23 protein-coding genes are annotated in these 23,453 nt (G+C 36.7%); 12 read left to right on the top strand and 11 right to left on the bottom strand.

All coding sequences use genetic code 11. The annotated features are described in order from the left end of the window. The first annotated feature begins 136 nt into the window (after nucleotides 1-136). The 3 genes from ribE to LS65_RS02315 are packed head-to-tail and all read left to right on the top strand — an operon-like array spanning nucleotide 137 to nucleotide 2,269. A complete protein-coding gene (gene ribE, locus LS65_RS02305; protein WP_034361279.1) occupies nucleotides 137-775 on the top strand; it encodes a riboflavin synthase in 639 nt (212 codons plus the stop codon). Between the two features lie 22 nt (nucleotides 776-797). Further along, the gene (locus tag LS65_RS02310; protein ID WP_034361281.1) at nucleotides 798-1,079 is read left to right on the top strand and encodes an EscU/YscU/HrcU family type III secretion system export apparatus switch protein; all 282 of its coding nucleotides are present in this window, start codon (nucleotides 798-800) and stop codon (nucleotides 1,077-1,079) included. Further along, entirely contained in the window at nucleotides 1,076-2,269 is a 1,194-nt protein-coding gene (locus LS65_RS02315; RefSeq protein WP_052061032.1) for an ABC transporter permease, read from the top strand. Before LS65_RS02310 ends, LS65_RS02315 begins: the two co-directional genes overlap by 4 nt. Nucleotides 2,270-2,316: 47 nt before the next feature. Here the strand turns inward: LS65_RS02315 and LS65_RS02320 are convergent, their stop codons facing one another. Next, nucleotides 2,317-4,386, bottom strand: a complete 2,070-nt coding sequence (locus LS65_RS02320; protein ID WP_034361282.1) for a DUF262 domain-containing protein — start codon at nucleotides 4,384-4,386, stop codon at nucleotides 2,317-2,319. A gap of 100 nt (nucleotides 4,387-4,486) precedes the next feature. Here LS65_RS02320 and LS65_RS02325 point away from each other — a divergent pair, with 100 nt between their 5' ends. Continuing rightward, nucleotides 4,487-4,735 (top strand): helix-turn-helix domain-containing protein, encoded by a 249-nt coding sequence (locus tag LS65_RS02325; RefSeq protein WP_034361284.1) that lies wholly within the window; start codon nucleotides 4,487-4,489, stop codon nucleotides 4,733-4,735. On the opposite strand, the gene LS65_RS02330 is transcribed toward LS65_RS02325, so the two are convergent. Together LS65_RS02330 and polA are read right to left on the bottom strand one after the other, a co-directional pair. Then, a complete protein-coding gene (locus LS65_RS02330) occupies nucleotides 4,732-5,001 on the bottom strand; it encodes a hypothetical protein (RefSeq protein ID WP_034361286.1) in 270 nt (89 codons plus the stop codon). The genes LS65_RS02325 and LS65_RS02330 overlap by 4 nt on opposite strands. 168 nt (nucleotides 5,002-5,169) lie before the next feature. Continuing rightward, nucleotides 5,170-7,908: a DNA polymerase I gene (gene polA / locus LS65_RS02335; RefSeq protein WP_034361287.1), complete on the bottom strand. Its 2,739-nt coding sequence runs from the start codon at nucleotides 7,906-7,908 to the stop codon at nucleotides 5,170-5,172. 205 nt (nucleotides 7,909-8,113) lie between these two features. Here polA and LS65_RS02340 point away from each other — a divergent pair, with 205 nt between their 5' ends. Continuing rightward, entirely contained in the window at nucleotides 8,114-8,824 is a 711-nt protein-coding gene (locus LS65_RS02340; protein WP_034361289.1) for a triose-phosphate isomerase, read from the top strand. Nucleotides 8,825-8,858: 34 nt separating this feature from the next. Here the strand turns inward: LS65_RS02340 and LS65_RS02345 are convergent, their stop codons facing one another. Further along, on the bottom strand, nucleotides 8,859-9,245 hold the full coding sequence (locus LS65_RS02345) for a hypothetical protein (RefSeq protein WP_034361291.1): 387 nt from the start codon (nucleotides 9,243-9,245) through the stop codon (nucleotides 8,859-8,861). Nucleotides 9,246-9,411: 166 nt separating this feature from the next. Between LS65_RS02345 and fabI the strand changes: the two genes are divergently transcribed. Next, nucleotides 9,412-10,242 carry an enoyl-ACP reductase FabI gene (fabI, locus tag LS65_RS02350; protein ID WP_034361293.1) on the top strand — a complete coding sequence of 277 codons (831 nt, stop codon included), beginning with the start codon at nucleotides 9,412-9,414 and terminating at the stop codon, nucleotides 10,240-10,242. Here fabI and LS65_RS02355 read toward each other — a convergent pair. Then, nucleotides 10,239-10,832, bottom strand: a complete 594-nt coding sequence (locus LS65_RS02355; protein ID WP_034361295.1) for an outer membrane beta-barrel protein — start codon at nucleotides 10,830-10,832, stop codon at nucleotides 10,239-10,241. The two genes, fabI and LS65_RS02355, sit on opposite strands and share 4 nt — an antisense overlap. Before the next feature lie 446 nt (nucleotides 10,833-11,278). On the opposite strand from LS65_RS02355, the gene rimO reads away from it, so the two are divergent. From rimO to LS65_RS02380, 5 genes are all read left to right on the top strand, one after another. Beyond that, nucleotides 11,279-12,625, top strand: a complete 1,347-nt coding sequence (rimO, locus tag LS65_RS02360) for a 30S ribosomal protein S12 methylthiotransferase RimO (RefSeq protein WP_034361296.1) — start codon at nucleotides 11,279-11,281, stop codon at nucleotides 12,623-12,625. Nucleotides 12,626-12,725: 100 nt separating this feature from the next. Next, nucleotides 12,726-14,732 (top strand): methyl-accepting chemotaxis protein, encoded by a 2,007-nt coding sequence (locus LS65_RS02365; protein WP_138129741.1) that lies wholly within the window; start codon nucleotides 12,726-12,728, stop codon nucleotides 14,730-14,732. A 114-nt stretch (nucleotides 14,733-14,846) separates the two neighbouring features. Next, nucleotides 14,847-15,278, top strand: a complete 432-nt coding sequence (locus LS65_RS02370; RefSeq protein WP_034363892.1) for a hemerythrin domain-containing protein — start codon at nucleotides 14,847-14,849, stop codon at nucleotides 15,276-15,278. Further along, entirely contained in the window at nucleotides 15,247-15,564 is a 318-nt protein-coding gene (locus tag LS65_RS02375) for a DUF2249 domain-containing protein (protein ID WP_034363890.1), read from the top strand. Before LS65_RS02370 ends, LS65_RS02375 begins: the two co-directional genes overlap by 32 nt. Then, nucleotides 15,564-16,793 (top strand): hypothetical protein, encoded by a 1,230-nt coding sequence (locus LS65_RS02380; protein WP_034363888.1) that lies wholly within the window; start codon nucleotides 15,564-15,566, stop codon nucleotides 16,791-16,793. The genes LS65_RS02375 and LS65_RS02380 overlap by 1 nt, the downstream gene beginning before the upstream one ends. A gap of 42 nt (nucleotides 16,794-16,835) precedes the next feature. Here the strand turns inward: LS65_RS02380 and cysE are convergent, their stop codons facing one another. Next, nucleotides 16,836-17,528: a serine O-acetyltransferase gene (cysE, locus tag LS65_RS02385; RefSeq protein ID WP_034363886.1), complete on the bottom strand. Its 693-nt coding sequence runs from the start codon at nucleotides 17,526-17,528 to the stop codon at nucleotides 16,836-16,838. Beyond that, nucleotides 17,528-19,381: a biosynthetic arginine decarboxylase gene (gene speA / locus LS65_RS02390; protein ID WP_034363885.1), complete on the bottom strand. Its 1,854-nt coding sequence runs from the start codon at nucleotides 19,379-19,381 to the stop codon at nucleotides 17,528-17,530. Before speA ends, cysE begins: the two co-directional genes overlap by 1 nt. Before the next feature lie 108 nt (nucleotides 19,382-19,489). Here speA and ybeY point away from each other — a divergent pair, with 108 nt between their 5' ends. After that, nucleotides 19,490-20,065, top strand: a complete 576-nt coding sequence (ybeY, locus tag LS65_RS02395; protein ID WP_052061196.1) for an rRNA maturation RNase YbeY — start codon at nucleotides 19,490-19,492, stop codon at nucleotides 20,063-20,065. A gap of 1 nt (nucleotide 20,066) precedes the next feature. On the opposite strand, the gene LS65_RS02400 is transcribed toward ybeY, so the two are convergent. From LS65_RS02400 to LS65_RS02415, 4 genes are all read right to left on the bottom strand, one after another. After that, entirely contained in the window at nucleotides 20,067-21,422 is a 1,356-nt protein-coding gene (locus LS65_RS02400; RefSeq protein WP_052061195.1) for a hypothetical protein, read from the bottom strand. Nucleotides 21,423-21,617: 195 nt separating this feature from the next. Beyond that, nucleotides 21,618-22,103, bottom strand: a complete 486-nt coding sequence (locus tag LS65_RS02405) for a hypothetical protein (protein ID WP_034363883.1) — start codon at nucleotides 22,101-22,103, stop codon at nucleotides 21,618-21,620. Next, a complete protein-coding gene (locus LS65_RS02410) occupies nucleotides 22,100-22,780 on the bottom strand; it encodes a hypothetical protein (RefSeq protein ID WP_034363880.1) in 681 nt (226 codons plus the stop codon). Before LS65_RS02410 ends, LS65_RS02405 begins: the two co-directional genes overlap by 4 nt. Before the next feature lie 41 nt (nucleotides 22,781-22,821). Continuing rightward, the gene (locus LS65_RS02415; protein ID WP_052061194.1) at nucleotides 22,822-23,331 is read right to left on the bottom strand and encodes an NINE protein; all 510 of its coding nucleotides are present in this window, start codon (nucleotides 23,329-23,331) and stop codon (nucleotides 22,822-22,824) included. Between the last annotated feature and the right edge of the window lie 122 nt (nucleotides 23,332-23,453).

The raw sequence follows: 23,453 nt of genomic DNA on the forward strand, positions 1-23,453 counted from the left end.
AACCGCATAGGTTCTCTTGCACTCATAAAACAGAATCCTTGTAATTGTTATATAGAATTGTGTTAGAATAAAAGATGAGATTTTAGCATAATTATTCTTTACTCAAATTTACTTCACACAAAATTGAAAGGAAAGTATGTTTAGTGGATTAGTTCGTGAAATCGCTCAAGTAAAAAGCTTTACCAGCAATACACTTGAAATACTCACTTCATACAATAAAGCTCACCTAGGAGATTCTATTGCCATTAATGGTGCGTGTCTTACTGCTATATCATTCTTTAATGGCGGTATGGCTATGGAGCTAAGTAAGCATACCCAACAACACATTGCCTTAGAAAACTACACACAGGGCTCATTTGTGCATTTAGAGCCAGCCTTGCAGGTGGGCGATAGATTTGATGGACATATCGTGCAAGGACATATTGACAGCATAGGACGTATCACACAAATACATCATCACACGGATTCAAGTGATTTTTGGATACAATCTTCCCCACAAACACTCTCGTGCATTATCCCTAAAGGCTCTGTATGTGTAGATGGTATCAGTCTAACTATTGTCGAGCGCACACAAGATAGCTTTAAACTCACACTTATCCCCCATACCTTGAAAAATACACTTTTTGGACAATTTAAAGTAGGCAGGAGGGTAAATATCGAGACAGATATTATTACACGCAGTGTCGTAAGCACTTTGCACTCTTTTATGGAATCTAAGGGTAATTCTTCTCATCTCTCTTGGAACGATATTGATGCACTCAATCTCATTTATTAATGTTATATTTTGCGGGGACATAATGAATAATCAAAAGGCAGTAGCACTTAGTTATGAAGCAGGTAAGGATAGCGCACCGCGTGTCGTAGCAAAAGGACAAAATGAGCTTGCTATGCGTATTATTGCTAAAGCAAAAGCTTTTGATGTGCCACTTTTTGCTAATGCTTTGCTTGTCGATTCTCTTTTGCAAATCCCTTTAGATTCTCATATTCCACCAGAGATGTATAATGCAGTAGTAGAAGTGTTTGTATGGCTTTTAAAATGCGAGAGGGAAGCGCAACTTAGCAAGGATATAAGTCAATGAAACCTTCTTTCAATTTTATAGAATCTATACATTATGTGAAACATCTCATTCCTTTTTTTGTAAGTGAATTTAATGGCTTTATACAAGATAGATTCTCGCTTTTTCTCTGCACACTTGCTCCTCTTCTTATTGCACTTTTTGTATGGGGTGTATTTTCACAAAGTTTCGTGCGAGGCGCACCCATTGGCATTGTAGATTTAGATAATAGCCCTTTAAGCAAAGAGTTAGCTCGCAATCTTGATGCGATTCCAGCAGTGAGTATCACTAAAGCTTACACAAGTCTCGCGGAAGCAAAAGCTGATATAAGTAATGTCAAAATTTATGCGGTGGTTGTTTTTCCCTATGGACTTGAAGCACGAAGCAAAAAAGCTATATTAAGTGAGATTCCAATTTATTATAATGCACAACTTGTGCTTATCGCAAAATCTATTGAAAGCTCTTTTAAGCAGCTCATTCTCACAAGTAATGTCAAGGCAAAGCTTGGCAAGAATCTCATTCAAACACAGAATCTTGATGCCGCATTAGCCAAAAGCTCACCGATTCTAATGCAAATTACGCCACTTTATAATATCAATAATAGCTACGCACAATTCCTCCTCACAGGGATTTTACCTTGCTCGTGGATTATGCTTATTATCGTGTGCGTGATTAATTCTTTAGCGCGTGATGAAAGCGATGTAGGCTTTGTCAAAGGTAAAAAAAGCCAAATGCCTGATGGAGTTAATGCGTATGTTTATATCCTCACAAAAGTTTTTGCGTATGCGGGGATTTTCTCATTTTGGTGGATAATGATGATGATATTTTTTCACGCGCTTGGCTTTGAATTTCGCGGAAACTATCTCACGCTTTATCTTGGTGCATTACTTACATTTACCGCATATGCGGGGGTAGGGGTTTTTGTCTATGCACTCTTTAAAGACCATACGCGCGCCTTAAGTGTAGCAGCGATTTATTGTGCGCCAAGCTTTGCCTTTGCGGGGCTTACCTTTCCGGTTAATTCTATGGGAGCATTTGCGACATTTTGGCATACAATCTTGCCTATTAGCCATTATTTGAAACTCTATGTGCAAGTAGCAAACTATGGGATAGATTTTCTTGGTGCGCTCAAAACAATGCTTGAAATTCTGCCCTTTAGCCTTTTTCTTATCTTTGGAATCTTAATCTATCGTAAAAGAGAGCATTTAGAGTAAGGATTAAGGGGGTTTCTCGCAATAAGATTCTAAAAATAGAAAATAATCTAGTTTTCTAAGATAAACCCTTCAGGTGAAATTCCCGCAGATTTTACAAAATGAGCGAGATTCTTGCCCACATCCCTCATTGAAGCACTTGAGGTGAAATAAAACTTTCCTTTTTCACATTCTATACTTAAAGAACCAGCCACATCTCTGCTCTTTGCTATATTTTCATCAAAGGTAATATATTTTAAATTTTCATTTAAAGCATTTTCTACTGCATCTCTATGGTATTCATACATATACTCTATAACTGCTTTGACTACTTCTTTAGCATTACTCACTTCTTTTATATCGCCATTTGGGCAGCTCATAAATCTAAAGTGATAATAAGTTAAATCATCGGCTAAATTCCTTGCAAGAGACTTGACACGATACTCTTGTGGCAAATCTCTAAATATTTCAATCGCGCAAAACTTATCAGCCAAATACGCACTTCTTGCCTTGATATGCTCAATTCCCCAAGAATTCATATTTGTAAAATATTCATTCAATTTTAACGAACCATTTTCAAGCAAAAGTTCTATTTTCTCCTCAAATGGCTTATTACTAAGTTTGCTATTTTGTCCTGTGAGTGAGAGATTACCAAATGTATTGAGATAACTGCCCTCTAGCTCGATATATTCCTCTCCTACGAGGTTGCGCCATCTCCCTTCCCTATCTGGAGTTTGTGGGTAGAAATGCTCAACTTCTAATTTTTCCTCTCTGGGTGGCTCTGCATTCATTGTTTTTTCAATTTCTAAAAATATCAGCTTACACGCCCTCAAAGAATATGCATTGGTTGTTTCAAAATATCTTTTTAACTGCACATCACTTGGGAAAATCTCCCTACCATTTTTTGTCCCTAAAAATTGCATTAATCCCTTAACATTTATAGAATCTGCGTCCTTAAGGTGATTATAAAGCCCATAGACTACCTTATTTAGTGCGTTTGAAGCTTCTCCACATATCATTCTGCGCACATAATAACTAATAAGAATTTCTAACATAGCCTTAAAATTTTCATAATCTAACTTATCATTCACAAAATCGTATGCGAGACACAAAACAAAAGGATAGGATACGCCAAATTTAAGTTCTACGATAATTTGTATATATTTGCGCAAAATTATCAATTCTCCATCTGTTGCATTTGGTTGTTGCAGAGAAAATGTATCATCGACAAAGATTCTATAAAGAGACGAATAATCGCGTATCTCTTGCATAAGTCCCTCGAGGTTGCTGCCAAAATGCTCTTTACTATGCTTTTTAAAAAGTTTGTAGATTTCATCTTGTTTCACATCTACTCCATAATAAATACGCAAATAGTGTTCGATAAATGTGCTGATGACTGATTCTTTTATGAGGTATTCTTCAAGGGGTATCCAATATGTTTCATAAAGATTTTGTTGCCTTTGAGAATCTTCGCCCATCATTAGATAATTGCGTATTAAATCCACTCCTTCTAGGCGCACACCTGTGGCATTAATGCTTTCAAAAACTACCTGTGGGTCATCATCATCTTTTTCTAGCCCAATGCCTACGATTTTAAGACGCAAAAAAGCACCATAAATTTCTTCTATGCCATATCCTTGCTTCACATATTCATCAAGTTCTTTAATAAAAAAATGATAATTTGTTTTTATTTTAGAATTACCATTGCATTCATTCCAACGATTATCCATAACAAGACTATAAGCCTCTCTATCGCGTTTAATTGGCTTTAGTCGTAATCGCGTAGTAGTGTTATTATCACTTAAAAATCGTGCAATTTCTTGTCGTATCTGTTCATCTCTTGTCTTTTGCTGCAAGGCTTTGAGTAAAAGCATAAGCGTAGTAATGCGTTGCTGCCCATCGATAATCATATACTCTTGTGTATTTCTTAGAGTATTTTCTTCTGGCACTAAGTGAATAATGAAAGTAATCGTTCCCATAAAATGCGTTTTGTTTATATCTCTTGCGATACTGACAATGTCTTCTAAGATTTTTGCACAATTTTCTTTCTCCCACGCATAATTTCTTTGATACACAGGAATAGTAAAGCGTGTATTTGTAATTGAAAAAAAGTTATTCATCGTATCTTGCTGCACTTTCATAACAAAACCTCTCTACAAATTTATCCCATAGGATATGTAAAACCGCAGTTTATCATTGTAAAGTTAAAAACAAAATTAATCCTATAGGATAAAGTAGAGTATGCAAGAAAAGTTAAGCAATGCCACACAAGAGGAGATTCTAGAATTTTATAAAAATGTATCACGTAAAATTAGAAGCTTGCGCGAAGAAAGAGGTGTATCCCAGCTTGACTTAGCTCTTGATATTGGGATAAAGTCCATAGCCTTTTATTCAAATTGTGAAAATAACCGCTATGGCAAACACTTCAACCTTGAGCATTGCTACAAAATCGCTAAATCGCTGAATGTTAATATTAGAGAATTCTTTTAATCATATGATTTTTCTTTGCGTTCGCATATTTGCAAGGTAGCCAAATCACAGGAATTTAAAAACATCTGCAAACATATAGATTTTCCATTTGCAAATAGGGCTCTTGGTTGCACATAAGAAAGTTTATTTCCTAACCTATCACGAGATATTTGAACAGCTCTAAAAACAACTTCTTGTTTCTTATTATGTTTTAACTTAATTTCATAAAATTCATCACAAATAAAAGAAGTTCCCAAAATCTCTATTTTCTTATCTATATGAGCCATTTATGCCTTCAACTCTAAGCAAATACTTCTATTTGCCCCCATATAATTGCGTATCATATTCCATACTTCTTTATAGAATCCTAAAAGTAAAGTAAAAAAATATTTTACCTAAGAGCTAGCAATCATTATACCATTTTATATAAAAATACCTCTTAAGACATAAAAAATCTATTTAAGTTCAGCCCAATTCTTGCCTATACTGATGCCACATTTAAGTGGCACTTCAAGCGTATAGATATGATTCATAATCTCTGCTGCTTCTTTAGCATAAGCCTGTGCTTTCTCCTGTGGAGCTTCAAAAATAAGTTCATCATGCACTTGCAAAAGCATTTTTAAATCACTATTTTCATATCGCTTGTGAATTTCACACATTGAAAGCTTAATCAAATCTGCTGCTGAGCCTTGAAAAATAGAATTTATCCCTTCTCGCAAAAAGTTTGATTTCATAAAATCTGTGGCATTTTTGAAATCAAAATACCGCCTGTGTCCTAATAATGTCTGCGAATAACCATTTTCAAGCAAAAAAGCCTTTTGCTCATCTAAAAAGGTTTTTATTGTGGGAAAGAGCGCAAAATAGCTCTCAATATAATTTTTTGCTTCTTTAAGTGTAATATGCAAAGTTTGGGCGAGTTTCTTACTTCCCATACCATAAATAAGCCCAAAATTGATAGATTTAGCAATGGCACGTTTTTGCGTGGCAGATTCTATACCAAAAAGTCGTGCAGCTGTCTCAAAATGAATATCTTTATCCTGTTTAAAAGATTCTATAAGTGAGGAATCTTTACAAAAATGTGCCAGAAGTCGCAATTCAATTTGCGAATAATCAATACTAATAAGGCTATATCCCTCTTTACTGATAAATGCTTCACGAATTTTACGCCCTTCTTCTCGCCGCACAGGAATATTTTGAAGATTAGGAGATTTTGAGCTTAAGCGTCCTGTAGCTGTGCCACTTTGGAGAAATGAAGTATAGATTCTATGCTCATCATTTGCCCCACCAAAACGAAGTAAAGGCTCAATATAAGTGCTTTTTAATTTATTGACTTCACGATAATCAAGAATAAGGGCAATCACAGGGTGGGCATCAACAATATCAAGAAGTGTGCGTTCATCTGTGCTTAGCCCACCTTTTACGCTTCTCCCTGCTTTCAAGCCAAGCTGATTGAAAAGAATGTGTGCGAGTTGTTGTGGAGAATTAAGATTAAAAGTTTCTCCACAAAGTGCAAAAATTTGTGTGCTAAGATTTGCGATATGCTCACTTGCTTTTTCTTTAAGAGATTCTAATAAAGCGATATCGACTTTAATCCCTTCAGATTCCATTGCCATAAGCACTTTAATAAAAGGGTATTCAAGGTTTTTTGCAAGCTCAAGTATGTCGCCCCATTCTCGTTTATAGAGCGATTCTTCTAGCTTATGATAAAGTTTAAAGGTTGCTACTGCATCTTCTGCCGCATATTGTGTCGCTGTGGCAATGCTTACTTGAGAGAAATTTTCACCCTTTAATACCACACTATCGAAACTAATCATCGTATGATGAAACCATTTAAGCATTTGTTTATCAAGTCCTACAGGAGCTATACTATCATAAAGCCAACCTAAAATCATACTATCATAAATCTCTCGATTATGCCTAATCCCTAAAGTATGGAAAATGAGGCTTAAATCAAACTTAAGATTATGTCCAATAAGTGGGTATGTAAAAATACGCTCTATGGCTTTTTTGGCTTCATCTTGTGTAAGCTGACGCCCCACACCCAAATAATGATGACCTACTGGCACATAATAGCCATTCTCTCCATCAAAACAAAATGAAAATCCAACCAAATTTGCCTCTTGTATATTAAGGCTATCACTTTCGCAATCAAAGCCTATCTTAGCATTATGAGGAATAGAATCTAATACAAATTCTAAAGATTCAAAACTATCAAGCAAATGGGCTTTAAAAGTAAAATTCTGTGAAGACAAAGGGGATTGTAGATTATCAGGTATATCATTGAGTGAGCCTACTCCTTTTTGCGCACTTCTTTTTTGTGCGTATCGTTCGTGTGGTGATTGGACTTTAGAGATAATGTTTTTTAAATCATAAGTTTTAAGCTCATCTAAAATTTTAAGCATAGGATTAGATTCTGGCATTAAGCATTTACTTAAATCAATATTTTCAAGCAAATCATCATAAAGCGTTACAAGCTTTTTGCTCAAAAAAGCATTATCTTTGCCCTCACGTAAAAGATTTGCAATGCGTGGTGTAACAATGCTTTCTAATTCACTCTCACGCTTATAAAGAGATTCTATTGTGCCAAAATGTGAAATAAGTTTCTGTGCGCTTTTTGCCCCTATGCCTTTAATACCTACAATATTATCACTACTATCACCCACCAAACTTTGATAATCGATAAAATTTCTAGGATACACACCATATTTTTGCAAACATTCAGCCTCTTTAATGTCTCTTTTACCAATGGGGTCATAAATATAAGTATTCTCATCAATAAGTTGATACAAATCTTTATCGTGGCTAATGATACGCACAGCAATATTTTGCGCGTTAGCAACTTTATTAATCGAAGCAATCACATCATCAGCTTCATAACCCTCAATACTAATATTTAAAAATCCCATTTTTTCAATCCATTCAATCGCAATGGGAAGCTGCATCAATAACTCTTGTGGTGGGGATTGACGATTGCGCTTATATGCATCATAAATTTGTCGTCTTTTATTTTCACCCTTGCCTTCAAGGGCAAATACCACATAGGTGCAAGAAGGGTCTTTATAAAGAGATTGCAATAAATTACAAAATCCTACAAGTAATCCTGTGGGGAATCCCTCCTTATTTTTTAAAGGCGGTAAGGCATAAAAACTGCGAAAAAAAAACCCGAAAGTATCAATAACACTTAAAGTATTCATATAAACTCGCTTTATTCAATTAAGGTAAATAGAAATAATAACTGAAAAATACTAGATTCACAAATACAACTTTAGCTCTTTGAATTTCACACACCTTTACCTTTTGCTTCGAGCAGGCTTTAAAACAAAATTGCAACTTTTAAAACTTTAAGATACAATTTTGCCCTATATTTTCACAAAATTTTACATTTCAAAAGAGGACATTATGAAAATCATTGCTGGTAATTTCAAAGCACACCTCACACGCTCTCAAGTTGATACTTTCACAAAAGGATTAGATTCTTTCCTCACAGATATACAAATGCCCTTATCACAGATTCAAGTGGATATTTTTCCCTCACATACTGCATTGCTTGCTGATAATTTTACACATTTTCATATTGGAGCGCAAAATGCGTATTTTGCTCCTAGCGGGGGATTTACAGGTGAGATTGGGTTGCTTCAGATTCAAGAATTTGGTATCAATCGCCTTATTATTGGACATAGTGAAAGGCGCACACTTTTTGGTGAAAATCAAGATTTTATCAATAAAAAATTTAGATTCTATGCAGAGGCAGGATTTCATATATATTATTGTATCGGGGAACCTTTAGAGGTGCGAGAAAAAGGGGAAAGCGCATTAAAAGACTACCTAAGCGCACAGCTTAGCGGTATTGATACAAGCTATTCTAAACTTATTGTCGCATATGAGCCAATTTGGGCGATTGGAACAGGTGTAAGTGCGAGTTTAGAACAAATAGAATCTACTCACTCTATGCTTTCTACACTCGTGCGCACACCTTTACTTTATGGTGGAAGTGTCAAGCCTTCAAATGCAAAAGAAATTTTGTCCTTACCTTATGTAAATGGTGTGCTTGTAGGCTCGGCAAGCCTAGACTTGCAAAGCTTTGAGGAGATTATCCGCGCTAGTTTTTAACACTAAACGCGGAATACAAGACTTTACTCTGGAATTATTTTACTTTGCTGATAGCTTTTGCTACGTCTAAAGTAACAGAACAAGTTTTAATCGCTTCTTTAGATTCGCTGCTTGTAGGTTTAACTTTATCAAGCACAGATTTTGCAGATTCTGATACTTGAGCTTTTTCTGCAGTGCTTCCACCCAAAAACAACTTCTCATCTTGTGTAAGTTTTGATACAAGGATTCCCGCCACGCATTCATTGAGTTTTTGTGAATCTTCAATCTTAAGCACCTTGCCATAAATTTCATTATAAAGCGTATCATTTGCTTTCATAATGTTTTCTTTGGCATTTTTTTCTACTTCTGCTTGCGGTGTAGGCGAATTTGAAAGACAGCCTATAGATAAAAATGCGACAACAACCAAACCTAACTTTTTCATTACCAATCCTTCACATTACTAAAATATATTGATGCTTTTGTAGTTTAAGAATTCAAAGTATCAATGTTTATATTACCACTATTTTGATGTATTTAAAATAAAATTTACTCTATCTCAAAGAAACTAAGTATAATACACTTTAAAATCCACTATTTAAGGAGTAAGTATGTCTGGAATCTTAGCAGGGAAAAAGGGGCTTATTGTAGGTGTGGCAAATAATCGCTCAATTGCTTATGGTATCGCTAAAGCGTGTAAAGCACAAGGGGCAGATTTGGCTTTTACATTTTTAAATGAAGCTTTAGAAAAGAGAGTGCGTCCTATCGCAGAGGAATTAGAAGCAAAAGATTATGTCTATGAGCTTGATGTAAGCAAAGAAGAGCATTTTGAGCAACTCTTTCACTCACTTAAAAGAGATAGAGGTGGGCTTGATTTTATCGTGCATTCTGTGGCTTTTGCACCAAAAGACGCTTTAGAGGGAGACTTTATCGCTACAAGCAAACAAGCCTTTAATACCGCTATGGAAATCTCTGTATATTCACTTATTGAGCTTTCTCGTGCAATGTTGCCTCTCCTCAATAAAGATGCGGCGATTCTTACTCTTACTTATCTTGGAAGTGTGAAATATGTAACAAACTATAATGTTATGGGTGTAGCAAAGGCTGCCTTAGAATCTTCTGTGCGCTATCTTGCCTATGACTTGGGAAAACAAGGCATTCGTGTCAATGCTATCTCCGCAGGTCCTATTAAAACTTTAGCAGCAAGTGGAATAAGTGATTTTAATATTATGCTCAAATGGAATGAAGCAAACGCACCTTTGCGTGAAAATGTGAGTATTGACCAGGTAGGAAATGCTGCAATGTATTTGCTAAGCCCTCTTGCAAGTGGTGTTACAGGAGAGGTGCATTATGTAGATGCAGGATATAATATTATGGGTATGTGCGCCACCGAGCAAGTCGATGGCAAAATCACACCTCGTTGGGATATTTTGCGCTCTTAAAAAGCAATCATAATATTCGCGAGGTAGCTAAGTTGCATAGGCAGAGCTTCATTATTATTGGCTCCTAATTCCTTAAACTTATCACTTAAAGGGAAGCTACCTCGTCCCATTACTTCAAGACTAACAGAATCGCTTAGCACAAAACCTAGTCCTAGATTCACATTGACACCAAATCCTTTTGTGCTCTCATCATTGAGCTTAAGCTCTGCATAATGCACACCCGGTCCGCCAAAGGTATAAAATCGCGGAGTGAATCTATACCCTTCTTCCCAAGTGATACCATAGCTTCTATATGATGGTTTTGAGCTGCTATCAAGGAGATTTGATTCTGCGACTTCAGCGAGGATACGCGTAAAAAGTTTTTGGCTTGTATTTATCTGTAAGCCTACCGCACCGCGTCCGCTTAAACCACCTTTCTTGTTATACAAAGTCTCGCCCATATTGCTCCATTTGACATTTGTATCAGCATTTTTAAACCAAGTGGTTTGAGAACCTATACTCCCACCTACAACAAAACGATATTTCTGTTCATCTGCGCTAAAAGCACAAAGCGCAAAAGCAAGTGGAAGAAAGATAAGAACCTTTTTCATTTTTACTCCTCTTTTTCAAAATTACAAGCTCATTAATATTTGAAAACCAAAGCTTGATATAAAAATCACATTTTTTGATTAGAATCTTAAGGTATAAGATAGCCAATCGAATAAGAACCATAACATAAACTCCTCCTCTTTATTTTAGTATTAAAATCTAGTGTCAAACATTATTATCAGGGTAGAATCTACCCTGACACTTACATTAAAGTTGCATACCCAAAAATAATCCGCTAAGAAAAACCCAGCCCATACTGCACCTCCATTTAAAGATTATCTCAAATCATAAGATTATAATTTGATGCAAAGCATTATATATAAAAAAATATTAAGATTACGATTTTAATCTATATTTTTTTATATATAATGTAATTTTGTAACATAACCACTTTTAAGTCAAATTTGCCTACAATGCGTCTTTTATTTTCATAAAGGATTCACAAACAATGCGTTTTAAAGCACAACAGAGCCTCCACCTCATCTCGCTTGGCTGCACAAAGAATCTTGTAGATTCTGAAGTAATGCTTGGACGATTGCAATCTTATGCCCTCACGCAAGAGCTTGAGAGTGCCGATGTGATTATCATTAATACTTGCGGGTTTATAGAATCTGCCAAGCAAGAAAGCATTCAAACTATCCTCCAAGCCTCAAGCAATCGCAAAAAGGGTGCATTGCTTGTGGTAAGTGGCTGCCTCGCAGAGCGTTATGCCAAAGAGCTTAAAGAAGAAATACCAGAGATTGATATTATCACAGGCGTGAGTGATTATGACAAAATTGATAGTATGATAGCCCAAAGACGCGCTATAACATCTAATAAAGTCTTTTTGGCTGATGAAAACGATAAGCGCGTGATTATCGGCTCATCTTTTCACGCTTATATTAAACTTAGCGAGGGTTGCAATCAACAATGTAGCTTTTGTGCAATCCCGTCATTTAAAGGCAAACTCCATTCACGCACATTGCAATCCACACTCAAAGAATTGACAAATCTCTATAATCAAGGATTTAGAGATTTTAGTTTTATCGCTCAAGATTCTAGCTCATATATGCGTGATTTAGGGCAAAAAGATGGGCTTATACGGCTCATTCAGGCTATTGATAATCTTAACCTTGATATAAGTTGTAGGATTTTTTATCTCTACCCCAGCACGACTTCTTTACAACTCATAGAATCTATTGCTACCTCAAAGTGCTTTTTGCCATATTTTGATATGCCAATCCAGCATATAGCGGATTCTATGCTAAAAACTATGAGGCGCGGTGCGGATAAAGCCACACACTTAAAGCTACTCCACGCAATGAGGGCAGTGCCACATAGCTTTGTGCGCACAAGCTTTGTGATAGGACACCCAAATGAAGATGAAAAAGCTTTTTTGGAATTGCACGAGTTTATAGAATCTTTTGCCTTTGATAGGGTTAATCTCTTTGCTTACTCACCGCAGGAACATACCCCCGCCTTTGCCTTGCCTCACCCAAATGCAAAAATTACAAATAAGCGCATAAATGCCCTTAATCGCACTATCAAATCCCAATACAAAGCACACAATACAAAACTTGTAGGACAAGAAGTCGATGTGATAGTTGAGGGAGTGAGTGAGATAAGTGAGTATTTCTATAAAGCGCGTTTGAAACTCTGGGGCAAAGATATCGATGGTGAGATTCTCATTAATGATAGTGAGCTGTGCGATGCAATGGGAAATACGCTGCCTTTAAATGAGGGTTATTATCGTGTGCAAATCACAGAATATAAACAAAACTTCCTTTTTGGTAAGGTTCTTGCTTATGCAAAATGAAAAAGATTAAATATTTTTTAATTGAAGATGTAGCATAATTTCTTCAATAAATTGTCTTCAATTTATTTTATTTATAATACCTGATGTTAAAGGTTGTTTTATGTTTGCATTTATTCGTGCTTTAGGCATTAAAAAACAAATTCTTATTTCAGTGGGTATCCCTTTTATTGCCCTTATTTGCTTTCTCTTTCTGCAGCTCTCCCACACCTTTACTTCCATATCTCAATCTCAAATATTAGGAAAACAAATTTTAATATCCGAGCAACTCTCAAAACTTGTTCATGAAATGCAAAAAGAGCGAGGACTAAGTGCAGGATTTGTCGCGAGTAAAGGCACAAAATTTGCCAATGAGCTTAAAGAGCAACGCATTCTTACAGATAAAGAGCATAAGGCTTTGCGTGATATGGTTACAGAAAATAATAATGTAGATTCACGCTTTCTTTCCGCTTTACAGCAAGGGTTGGAATTAGTAGAAAAAATTTCCCAAACAAGACAAAAAGCCGATACCTCTATGAATACCCAAGAAAATGTAGGAGCGCAAGTTGTAGGATATTACACAACAACGATTGCTTTTTTACTTGATAGTGTTTTAGAATCTACAAAAATTATTGATGACGCACAGCTTGCCAAATCTATGGTTGCTTATACAAGTTTTCTTTACGCAAAAGAGCGTGCGGGACTAGAGCGTGCTACCACAAATGGAATCTTTGTAGCTAATGTCGCCCCAAACAATGTAAGTTACAACAAAGTAGTTTCACTTATTGCCGAGCAAGAAGCATTTTTAAAGATTTTTCTTTCTCTTGCCTCACAGCAAAGCCTTGATTTTTATCACAATGCAATCAAACATCAAAGTTTTGCCGAAGTTGATAAAATGCGTAATATCCTCCACGAAAAGCGTCATAGTGGAGATTTTGGGATTGATGCGAAAGTATGGTTTGATACCATTACGCAAAAAATCAATGTGCTTAAAGACATTGAGGACTTTATCGTATCTCATATTAACAAATCTATCAATGCGCATATTGATGCCTTACACAATAGCTTTAAGCTACTCCTTACCATATATAGCCTTGTGCTTATTTTTACCATTATTATTAGCGTAGCAATGGTTAGGAGCATTCTTACTCGTCTTAATAATGTCAATCTCAAACTTGCCTATATCACACAAAATAAAGATTTGACAGAACAGGTAAAGATTCTTGCAAATGATGAAATTTCAAGAATGGCACGCTCTGTAAATGCTTTTATCCGCTATATACACGATGTATTTTTGGAGGTAATGAAACTTATCAAAAATAATCTCTCCATCACAAAAACGCTTGTTGAGACATCATCTCATCTTGATAGCAATACCAAAGATATTGCTAAAATTTCACAAGATAATACCGAGCTAGGCGAAAAGAGTGTGAATATCATTGAGCAAAATATCACTCTTTCAAATGCGACAAAAGAATCTTTAGAAGATGTGCTGAATACAATGCAGCAAACTCAAGCACTCATAAGCTCTATCAACGAAGAAATTATAAAAGATGCACAAAAAGAAGATGAAAATATGCAAAAGATTCTCTCTCTTGCTAATGAGGCAAAAAATATTCAAAGTGTGCTTGTAGTCATTACCGACATAGCAGACCAAACAAACTTACTTGCTCTTAATGCAGCTATTGAAGCGGCAAGAGCTGGAGAACACGGAAGAGGATTTGCTGTTGTTGCAGATGAAGTGAGAAAACTCGCGGAGCGCACACAACATTCTATTACTGAGACAAGTAGCATTATCCAATCTGTCTTGCAGTCTATTGATGAAGTATCAAGTGATATGGAGACGAGTGCCAAATCAATGAATGACCTTTCACAACAAAGTGAAGTGATGCATAACAATATACAATCTCTTGCCACACTCGTGCAAGAAACAATGCAAAAATCATTGCAAAGCCTAGAAGGAGCACGAATGGTGAATGAAAATACATCAATGATTGTTGATAATGGTGTTAAAATTGCCACTTGCGTAAGCCAAATCGTAGAAATCAATGACAATATGCAAAAAAGCTCACACGAACTTGCCAATCAAAGCAATGCACTTGATGAAATGATAAGCACCTTTAAAACATAATCCTCCACAAATCATTGAAAAGGTTTATTTAAATTTTATTTCAAACCTTAACTTATATCAATATTTTTTCTACCCCTCTTATGTTAATCTTCGCACAAAAATCAAGGAGATACAATGCTAATCAAAGACTATATGACACAAGAACACCGCGCGTGTGATGCGGAGTTTGCAAAGATTGAAGAATGCGTCAATGCGGGCGACTTTGAAAAGGCAAAAGCAGCATTTGACGCTTTCAAGGCGCATACGCTTAAACATTTCGCACAAGAAGAGGAATTACTCTTTGTTAAATTTGTAGAGGCAACAGGAATGAGTGGCGGACCTGTGGAGGTAATGACTTTTGAACACAACCAAATGCGCGGACTGCTAGAGCAGATTCAAGATTCTTTAGAAAAGGGTGATGAGGAAGCATTTTTTGGCTTAAGCGATTCGATGATGATATTGCTCCAACAGCACAATATGAAAGAGGAGCAAATGCTCTACAATATGATACAAATGCACTTAGGGGCAAGTAACAATGAACTTGTCGCACAACTTAGCTCAATGTAAAGTCTATGATGTCTCCTCACTAGAGCACCCCGAGCCTTTAGAGATAATGACAAACGCACTTAAAAAAGCGCAAGAGGGTGAGCTTTTGCTAATGATTCACCGCAGAGAGCCATTTCCGCTTTATGAGATTATCAAAGCACAAAATCTCCACTACCACACGCACAAAATTGGGGAGAGATTCTATATCTTCATCGGGCAAGAACAAAGCATACAAGGGGCAACGCAAGAATCCGCACTAGAGACATATCTTGTAGATTTTTTAAACAATAATACAAAGGAATCCTAATGTATCAAGGTATTTCACTCACCCAAGCCCCGCCTTTGGCTGTTGTGTTTGGATTTTTTTTCAATGCGCAAGTGTATTTAGGCTTGGCTGGAATCTTGGGGCTAGCAGAAGTGTGGCAAGGGGGCTTTAGCCTACAAGGAATCTACTTTATCCATTGCTTTAGCATTGGATTCTTGCTGCTTACGATGTTTGGAGCTATCTCGCAAATGCTGCCTGTCCTTGCTGGCGTGCGACTGCAATCCCCTAAAATGACCGCATTTTTTACACTACTTTGCCTCAACTTTGGACTTGTGGCATTCATTGCGGCATTTAGGTGGAATCTTTCGTTGTTTGGAGTAGCATTGGTTTTCTTGGTGCTAGGGATTTTAATTTTTGTAGGCAGTGTGGCACTCAAACTCCGCAATATAGAACACTTCACACCTACGATTGTGTATATATGCGCAGCACTTGCCTCACTCCTACTCACCGCTGGATTTGGAGTAGCTTTGCTTGGAGGCTACGCACAATGGTGGGATATGCCCTCTTGGCTCACGCGTTTTCATTTTAGTTTGGGAGGTTTAGGCTGGATAGGGCTGCTGATTATCGGGGTGAGTTTGCAGGTGCTACCAATGTTTTATGTCGCACCCGCTTTTCCTAAGGCTTTTTTTGTTGCACTCGTGCCGCTTTTGCTTCTAGCCTTTGTGCTTTCTTTGGGGTTTGGCTTGGAGAAGTTGGCGTTAGTATTTGGCGGCGGATTTATCGCGTGTTTTGGTGCTTTGGGATTGTTCATCTTAGGCAGACGCAAACGCAAAATCAAAGAGGCTTCCATTACCTTTTGGCGTGTGGGTTTAAGCGCATTTATGATTGCAGGTGCGCTAATGTGGGGAGCAATAGGACTAGAGCTTTTAAATGTCAGCATTAGCATATTTGTCGGTGGTGTAATGGCAATTGTGTATGCGATGATGTATAAGATTGTGCCGTTTTTGACTTGGTTTCATCTAAGCTATGCTGGAGTTTTGGAACTTCCAAATATGCGTGAGATTGTTCCGCAGCGCATTATCAAGGTGCATTTGATTCTATTTATTGTGGGCTTTGGCTGCGCTCTTTTGTGGCAAGTGAGCGTATTTGCGAGTTTGTTTTGCATCATTTGTGTGCTTTTAAGTCTCATTGCGGGGTTTGCTCTATGCAAGGCTTATCGCATTTATACCTATACGCTTAACAATGCTCCTAGAATGGTTTGGCAAACATAAACAAATACAAGATTCTACCACTTATCACATTTGTAGTTTAAACTAACATTTTAAAGATTCTAAAAAATTTGCATAAAGAGCATTAAGCTCTTCTAACTCTTTTGTATGGGGGCATTGTGTGTTTAGCTCTAGAATCTGTATGCGCTTAAAGAGATACTCGAACAATGCTCTATCAATATCAGGTAGCTTATTAATCGCATTTATACCTTGTGCGCGCCCCTTGACTATCACTCTTGCTGGGATTCCAACTGCTGTGCAATCTGGTGGCACATCTTTAATCACAACAGAGTTTGCACCAATTTTTGCATTTGCACCAACTCTTATATTGCCTAATATTTTAGCACCTGCGCCAATAACTACACCATCTTCTATGGTAGGGTGGCGTTTGACTTTATCAAGACTTGTTCCTCCAAGTGTAACACCTTGATAAATCATCACATCATTGCCTACTTCTGCAGTTTCGCCTATCACTACACCTGTGGCGTGGTCAATAAACACGCGTCTGCCTATTGTTGCTGCAGGGTGAATATCTACATTAGTTATAAAGCCTGTAAGCCCCATAAGAATACGTGCCAAAACTTTGAATCCAGCCTTGTGAAAACGATGTGCTATGCGATAATGCACAAGTGCAATCAAGCCCGGATAATTAAAAAAAAGCTCTATACTTTTATTAAGTGCGGGGTCTTTTTGTTTAATAATATTGAAATCTTCTTTAATGATGCCCCATAAAGTCATTATTCTCTTCCTTTGGTCGTAATCGTGCGAAGATAACCATTCTCACTCAGCATTACATAAAGTTGTCCAAGCATTTCTTTTTTGCCTTCTTCATCAAGATTCTGATTATCTTCAATATGCTGCTTTAAGCGGCGTTCAATATCTTTTGTATCATAATCTAAATCATCAAGCACATCAAGAATTGTCTGCGCCTCTATGAGATTTGTAAGCTCATAGCCTTTGTTTAAATCATCATCAAATTCCACGCTAAATTCTGTCGGGTGAGTAAAGAGATTATGCCGCATACCTAGCACTTCCTGATATGCTCCTACAAGGAAAAATCCTAAAAAATATTCCTCTTTTGTTACATCAACATCGTGCAAAAAAAGCGGTTGCTTAGCATTAAAGGCAATCTCACCATCAGAATCACAAGTAATATCCCATAAACTCGCACTTCTATTTGGACGGCGGTTAAGCCTATCAAGAGGCATTACAGGGAAATTTTGTCCCAATCCCCAATAATCAGGCAAACTTTGGAAAAAGCTACAATTCAGCAAATAACGCTCTTGCACCTGCTCTTGAATCTGTAAAATCTCATTAAAATTCTTATGTTTAAGAAGCTTGATGACTTTTTTGATGATTAAATGCACAAGCACTTCAGTATTTGAGCGGTCTTGCAAATCAATATAACCCAAATCAAAAAGTGTAAGCAGAGATTCCATATGATCGAGGCTATCGTGCAAATATTCAATCGCATTTTTTTCAACTACGCTATTATAAAGATCAAAAAGCTCCTCAATAAGCGCAGGATTCTTATCCTTAAGCTTAAGGGCTTTCTCATCATATTCTTGTGAAAAAAGCTCTAATACAGGGGCAACAAGCACCGCGTGGCTTGCAGCGATAAAGCGTCCAGATTCTATAAAAATATCAGGTTCAGGTTCTTTTTTGTTTTTTGCAATCTCACGCAAAGAAAACACAACATCACCACTAAACTCACTCAATGTATAATTACGATGATTTGTGCCTTCGTGCTGTGTGTATTCTACTGCTAAACCTCCACCGATATTGACACATTTTAGATTTTTCGCTCCCTTTTTGCGCAGCTCTGCATAAATATTTCCTACCTCTCTAATGGCTCGTTTAAGTGGTGAAATATCGCTGATTTGGCTGCCAATATGGAAGTGAATCATTGTAAATTTATCTAAAAGCTGCTCTTTTTCAAGCATATTAATGGCTTCTAAAAGCTCTGTGCTTGTAAGCCCAAATTTTGAGTTAATCCCTCCACTTTTTGCCCAAATCCCCATACCCGTGCTATGTAGGCGGATTCTTAAGCCAATATTTGGATAAGGCTCACCAACTTCTTTTGCTACTTCGATAATTGTCTCTAGTTCATTTAAACCCTCAATCGTAAGTGTAATATCGTGTCCCATATTTGCCGCGCTAAAGCCTAGAGAAATCATCTCCTTATCTTTAAAGCCATTCACAGTTATAGGGGCATTCTTATTCGTATAAGCCATAGCCAAAATAAGCTCTGATTTGCTCCCTGCCTCTAGTCCATAGCATTTATCTTGACTTTGTTCCACAAGTGGGAGGACAAAATTTGGCATCTGATTGACTTTAAGAGGAAAAACTGCCTTAAACTTGCCCTTATACGCATACTCTTTAATCGCATCTTCAAAGGCTTGAAACACCTTATCAACTTGGTTTTTGATTAAATGTGGAAAGCGCAATAGCAGAGGTCCTTTATAGCCTCTCTCACGCGCCTCCTGCACAATATCTATAAGTGCTGGTTTGTGCTTATAATTTACCTTTACCTTTCCATCAACGATAATAAAATCGTTATTGCTCCAAAAATTAATGCCATAATCAACCATACAATCCTGCCTTGCTCTGTGCTAAAAGAGTGCAATTATAACATTTTAATAGCACTTTATAGTTATACTTATAGAAAACAAACGCTTTGTTGTGCAAATGGAGTATAAATGTGCCATAACGCTAAAAAAGATTCAAATACTATGCCACAGCTTGATATAGATAAAGAAAGTCTCACACATTTGGGATTCTTAAATGAACTTATAGGGCGCATAGGGACGCTAGGATTCATAAATACGAATCTTGCACCCTTTACGCTTGAGGTAATTGCCCTAGATAGTGCGGATATGCGTGAGCTCAATAATACTCACAGGGCAAAAGATAGCACGACTGATGTGCTAAGTTTTCCTTTGTGCTGTGATATGTTTAGCGAATCTCACACATTGACAGATACGATTTTGAATGAAAATTTAGAGGCACAAGCGGGAGATAAGGGAAGAGATTCTAGTGAATCTGCGCTCCCGCTGTGTTTAGGAAGTGTAGTGATAAACTATGAGCTTGCCGAGCAAGTCGCCAAAAAGCAAGGGCATAGCACACAAGATGAGATAAGCCTACTTTTTATACACGGATTTTTACATATTTTAGGCTATGACCACGAAGTAGATAATGGAGAGCAAAGAGCGTTAGAGCAAAAGATTATAGAATCTTTAGGATTAAAGGAGAGCTTAATTGTAAGAAATACATAAACTACCACAAGATTGGATAGTAAATACCCACATTTAAAGAAGTGCTTTTTATGTAATCGCTATCGCTAAAGAGAGGAATGTTCGTAGTCATTTCTATACTATACATAAGCCCTGTTTTTTTAAAGCTACCAAGATATCCACCCCTTATAGGCATATAAAGTCCGTTTATATCTTTCACTATATCTCCTCCACTTTCCATAGGAATCATAGGAAATGTAAGGCTTGAATTAATGTCTTTGCTTAATCCCACACCAAGGAAGAGTCCTGTTTCTGGGTGGGAGGGTTTTCCCACAACACCCATAAATTCAATGCCAAGTCTCTCACTCTTTACTCCTATATCATCTGTATAATTGTAAGAAGAAGAGTATGGGTCTCTTTCTGTTGTGGTGCCCAGTCGCTCAGAAAAGTGTTTTGTGTATGCGATATTTGCTCCCACATAAGAATTGGCAATTTTTCTTAAATACCCCACACGAATATTTATAGGTATATTAATTGTTGATGTTCCATCGTCTTTAACACCTATAATATAACCATACCCAGATAATGAGGTTGGAATCACTTCATTCATTTGCCCTTGAAGAGATCCGAAGCCGATATCAAAGCCTATTAAAATCATATTTTTTGTTTGTTTTTTGGGAAGTTTGCTTGTATTGTGCTTTTCCTCTGTCTGCAAATCTCCCTTTGTGCGCAAATCTCCTTTATACTCGTCTTTTTTAAGACAATCTTTGGCATTTTGACAAGTTATTGATTTATTTTCATTCTGCACACTTGTATTTGATGTTACCTTAGAGATAATCTCCTCATTATCCCATAGCACCTTACCGCTTTTTAAGTCTGTCAATACAAATAAAAACATATAATCCACGCGTTGAATCTTGTCGATTGTTTTTTTGCGCTCGATAATTCTCCCACTTAGTGCAAGTTCTGGTGCTTCTAATGTGCCATTTTCTTGTGTGGTGCGCTGATTATACATTGGATTATTGCTTAAATCTCTGCTTTGAGCTATCATCTGCTCTGTGGTTGCGCCACTTCCTGCAATAGCATTTGTAAGGGTAAATTTATTACTTTGACGAATAGAGCGCACAAACTTACGACTGACAAACTCCATATCTATATCTTCGTGTGTTTGATTGATGATATTTGAAATAGCAAGGAGTTTTTTAGACTTCATTTCCTTTACATAGCTTGATTGCAGTAGAGATTTTGTATTATTTGCTATTACACTATCAATATCGTGCAAGTCTATACCAAAAGATGTATAATCACTAGAATCATTCACATATCTTGCAGCCTTATCACTACAAGCACTAAGATACATACATATTGAAATAATCGTGCAAAATGTAAGGATACGCAAAATTCTCCTTTGTGAAGAGGATAATTGGGCATTGTCTTTGTATAAGTCTTTTATGTATTATGTGGAGATAAATATTTAGCTCAAGCGTAATATACTTCACTTAAAATTTACTTAAATAAAAGGTTTTTGCACTTTTGAAAAATGATTTCTTTTCTACTTATAGAGCTATTATAACACAAATTTTATCATTTTCTCTTATTTTTTATAGATTTGCTCTTTTCGTCTCATCTCCTTTTTCTTGCTTTCTAGCTCTTTCATTATATCTTGCAATCTCTCAATTCTCTCTGCCTGAGCAACTGCTACACACATATCTTCTTCTGTTGCTTTTAGAGGTTTGAGCTCACCATCTTTCTCCATTTGGCTAAGCAATAGCTGTTCAGGTGTTTGCTTCTGTGCCTCATCTGTATTTTCTTCTTGCTCTAAACTTTCCATATCCTCCTGCTTTGAGCTTTTTGCATCATTTTCGTGGCAAGATAAGGACACTGAATCTACGGCACTTAAAACTTGCTTCTTTTGCTCTAAAATATTTATCTCCTCTTGCGTTGCTATAATTTCCTTAACTTGTGCATACAAACTCTCTAATGTGCGTTTTTGCTCCTGCAAAATCTTTACCCTACTATCACTAGAACACGCACTACATAGCAACATAATAACAACCATAAATACATATTTCAATCTCATCTCCTACCCTTTATATTTTCTATCTGTGCTTCTTTTTGTGCCAACATATACTCTATTTGTGCCTTGAGATTCTCTATCCTGTTGCGTTCAAGCTCGGTCTGCAAAGATTTCTTATACTCTTTTTCTTTTTCAATACCAAGCTTTTGTGTTTGCAACTGCACTAAAGCTACCCTTATTTTTTGTGTCTGCTCATCTTTTTGTGTTTTCTTTTGTGCTATCTCTGTCGTTAGACGGTGCTCTCTTGCACTGATAGCCTCTCTTAACGCTGCTCCATAGAGTGCGCTCTTTTCTTTTGCTATGTCTAGCTTTTGCTTTTTTTCTTTTACAAGAGCCTTAGTAATATTTTCATCTAGCTTCTCATCTTTATCAAGTAAGATTCTAATATCTTTTACGATTCTAAGACTCTCTTTATCACTCAATGTGCCTAGCGAATTAGTTTTTAAATGTTTTAGTTCAAATTTAAGCTTTTTCTCTAGCACGTCTAGTGATTTAAGCTTACTTTTTAATAACCCCTTTGTCTCTTTGCTTACTTCTGCTAAGGCAGATTCCATTTCGTGTTTTACATTTTCTATTCTTTCAAGTTCTCTTTCTAGCATAGTTTCATCTACACACGCGGTAAATACAATTAATATTAATGCTAATCCTAAGAATCTTAATCCATTTTTAAACCTATTCACTTGCTCTCCTATTCCTAATAAACTTAAAAATAATAATTTTCTCACACACCACAGAGGAGGAGTTGAGTATTGATTTTATTAAAATTATCTCTTTTTATGCCTTTCCACACTAAAAGCAAATCAAGGAGTATCCAAAAAAACCCAATTAAAAAACCAACAAAACCAAACCCTAATCCTGCAACCATACCTGCGGCAGCTCCAGCTTCTCCAGCAGCAACAGCCCCTACAGCTGTGCTAAATGCTCCAACCATCATTGCCATAAAAAATGACCCCCACACTACCAAAAGCTTCAAAATACCTAGCCCTACATCACCTTTATAGAATCTATCTGCTGCAAATCCACCAAAAAGCAACCCTAGAATTAATCCTACTACAGGACTTTTGAGCTGAAGGAATCCAAGCGAACCTATTGAGTTTGCATTTTTAATCTGTGCTAATCTACCTTGCAATGAACTTAAAGAATCTTTGGTAACTTTACCTTTCCAATTCTCGCCAACAATTGACGCCTGAAGTGCTCCATTGTTTCCTTGTGTTTCTTGTCCTTCTTGCATATGTTCTCCTCTTATTTTTTGCAATAAAAGGCAGTATTATACCCTCCCCCCCCCCGCTTAAAATTTACTTAAATAAAAGGTTTTATGCACTTTTTGAAAAATAAAAAATAAATAAAATCAAT

Origin of the sequence: Helicobacter japonicus (assembly GCF_000762845.2) — a bacterium.
Lineage (GTDB): Bacteria > Campylobacterota > Campylobacteria > Campylobacterales > Helicobacteraceae > Helicobacter_C > Helicobacter_C japonicus.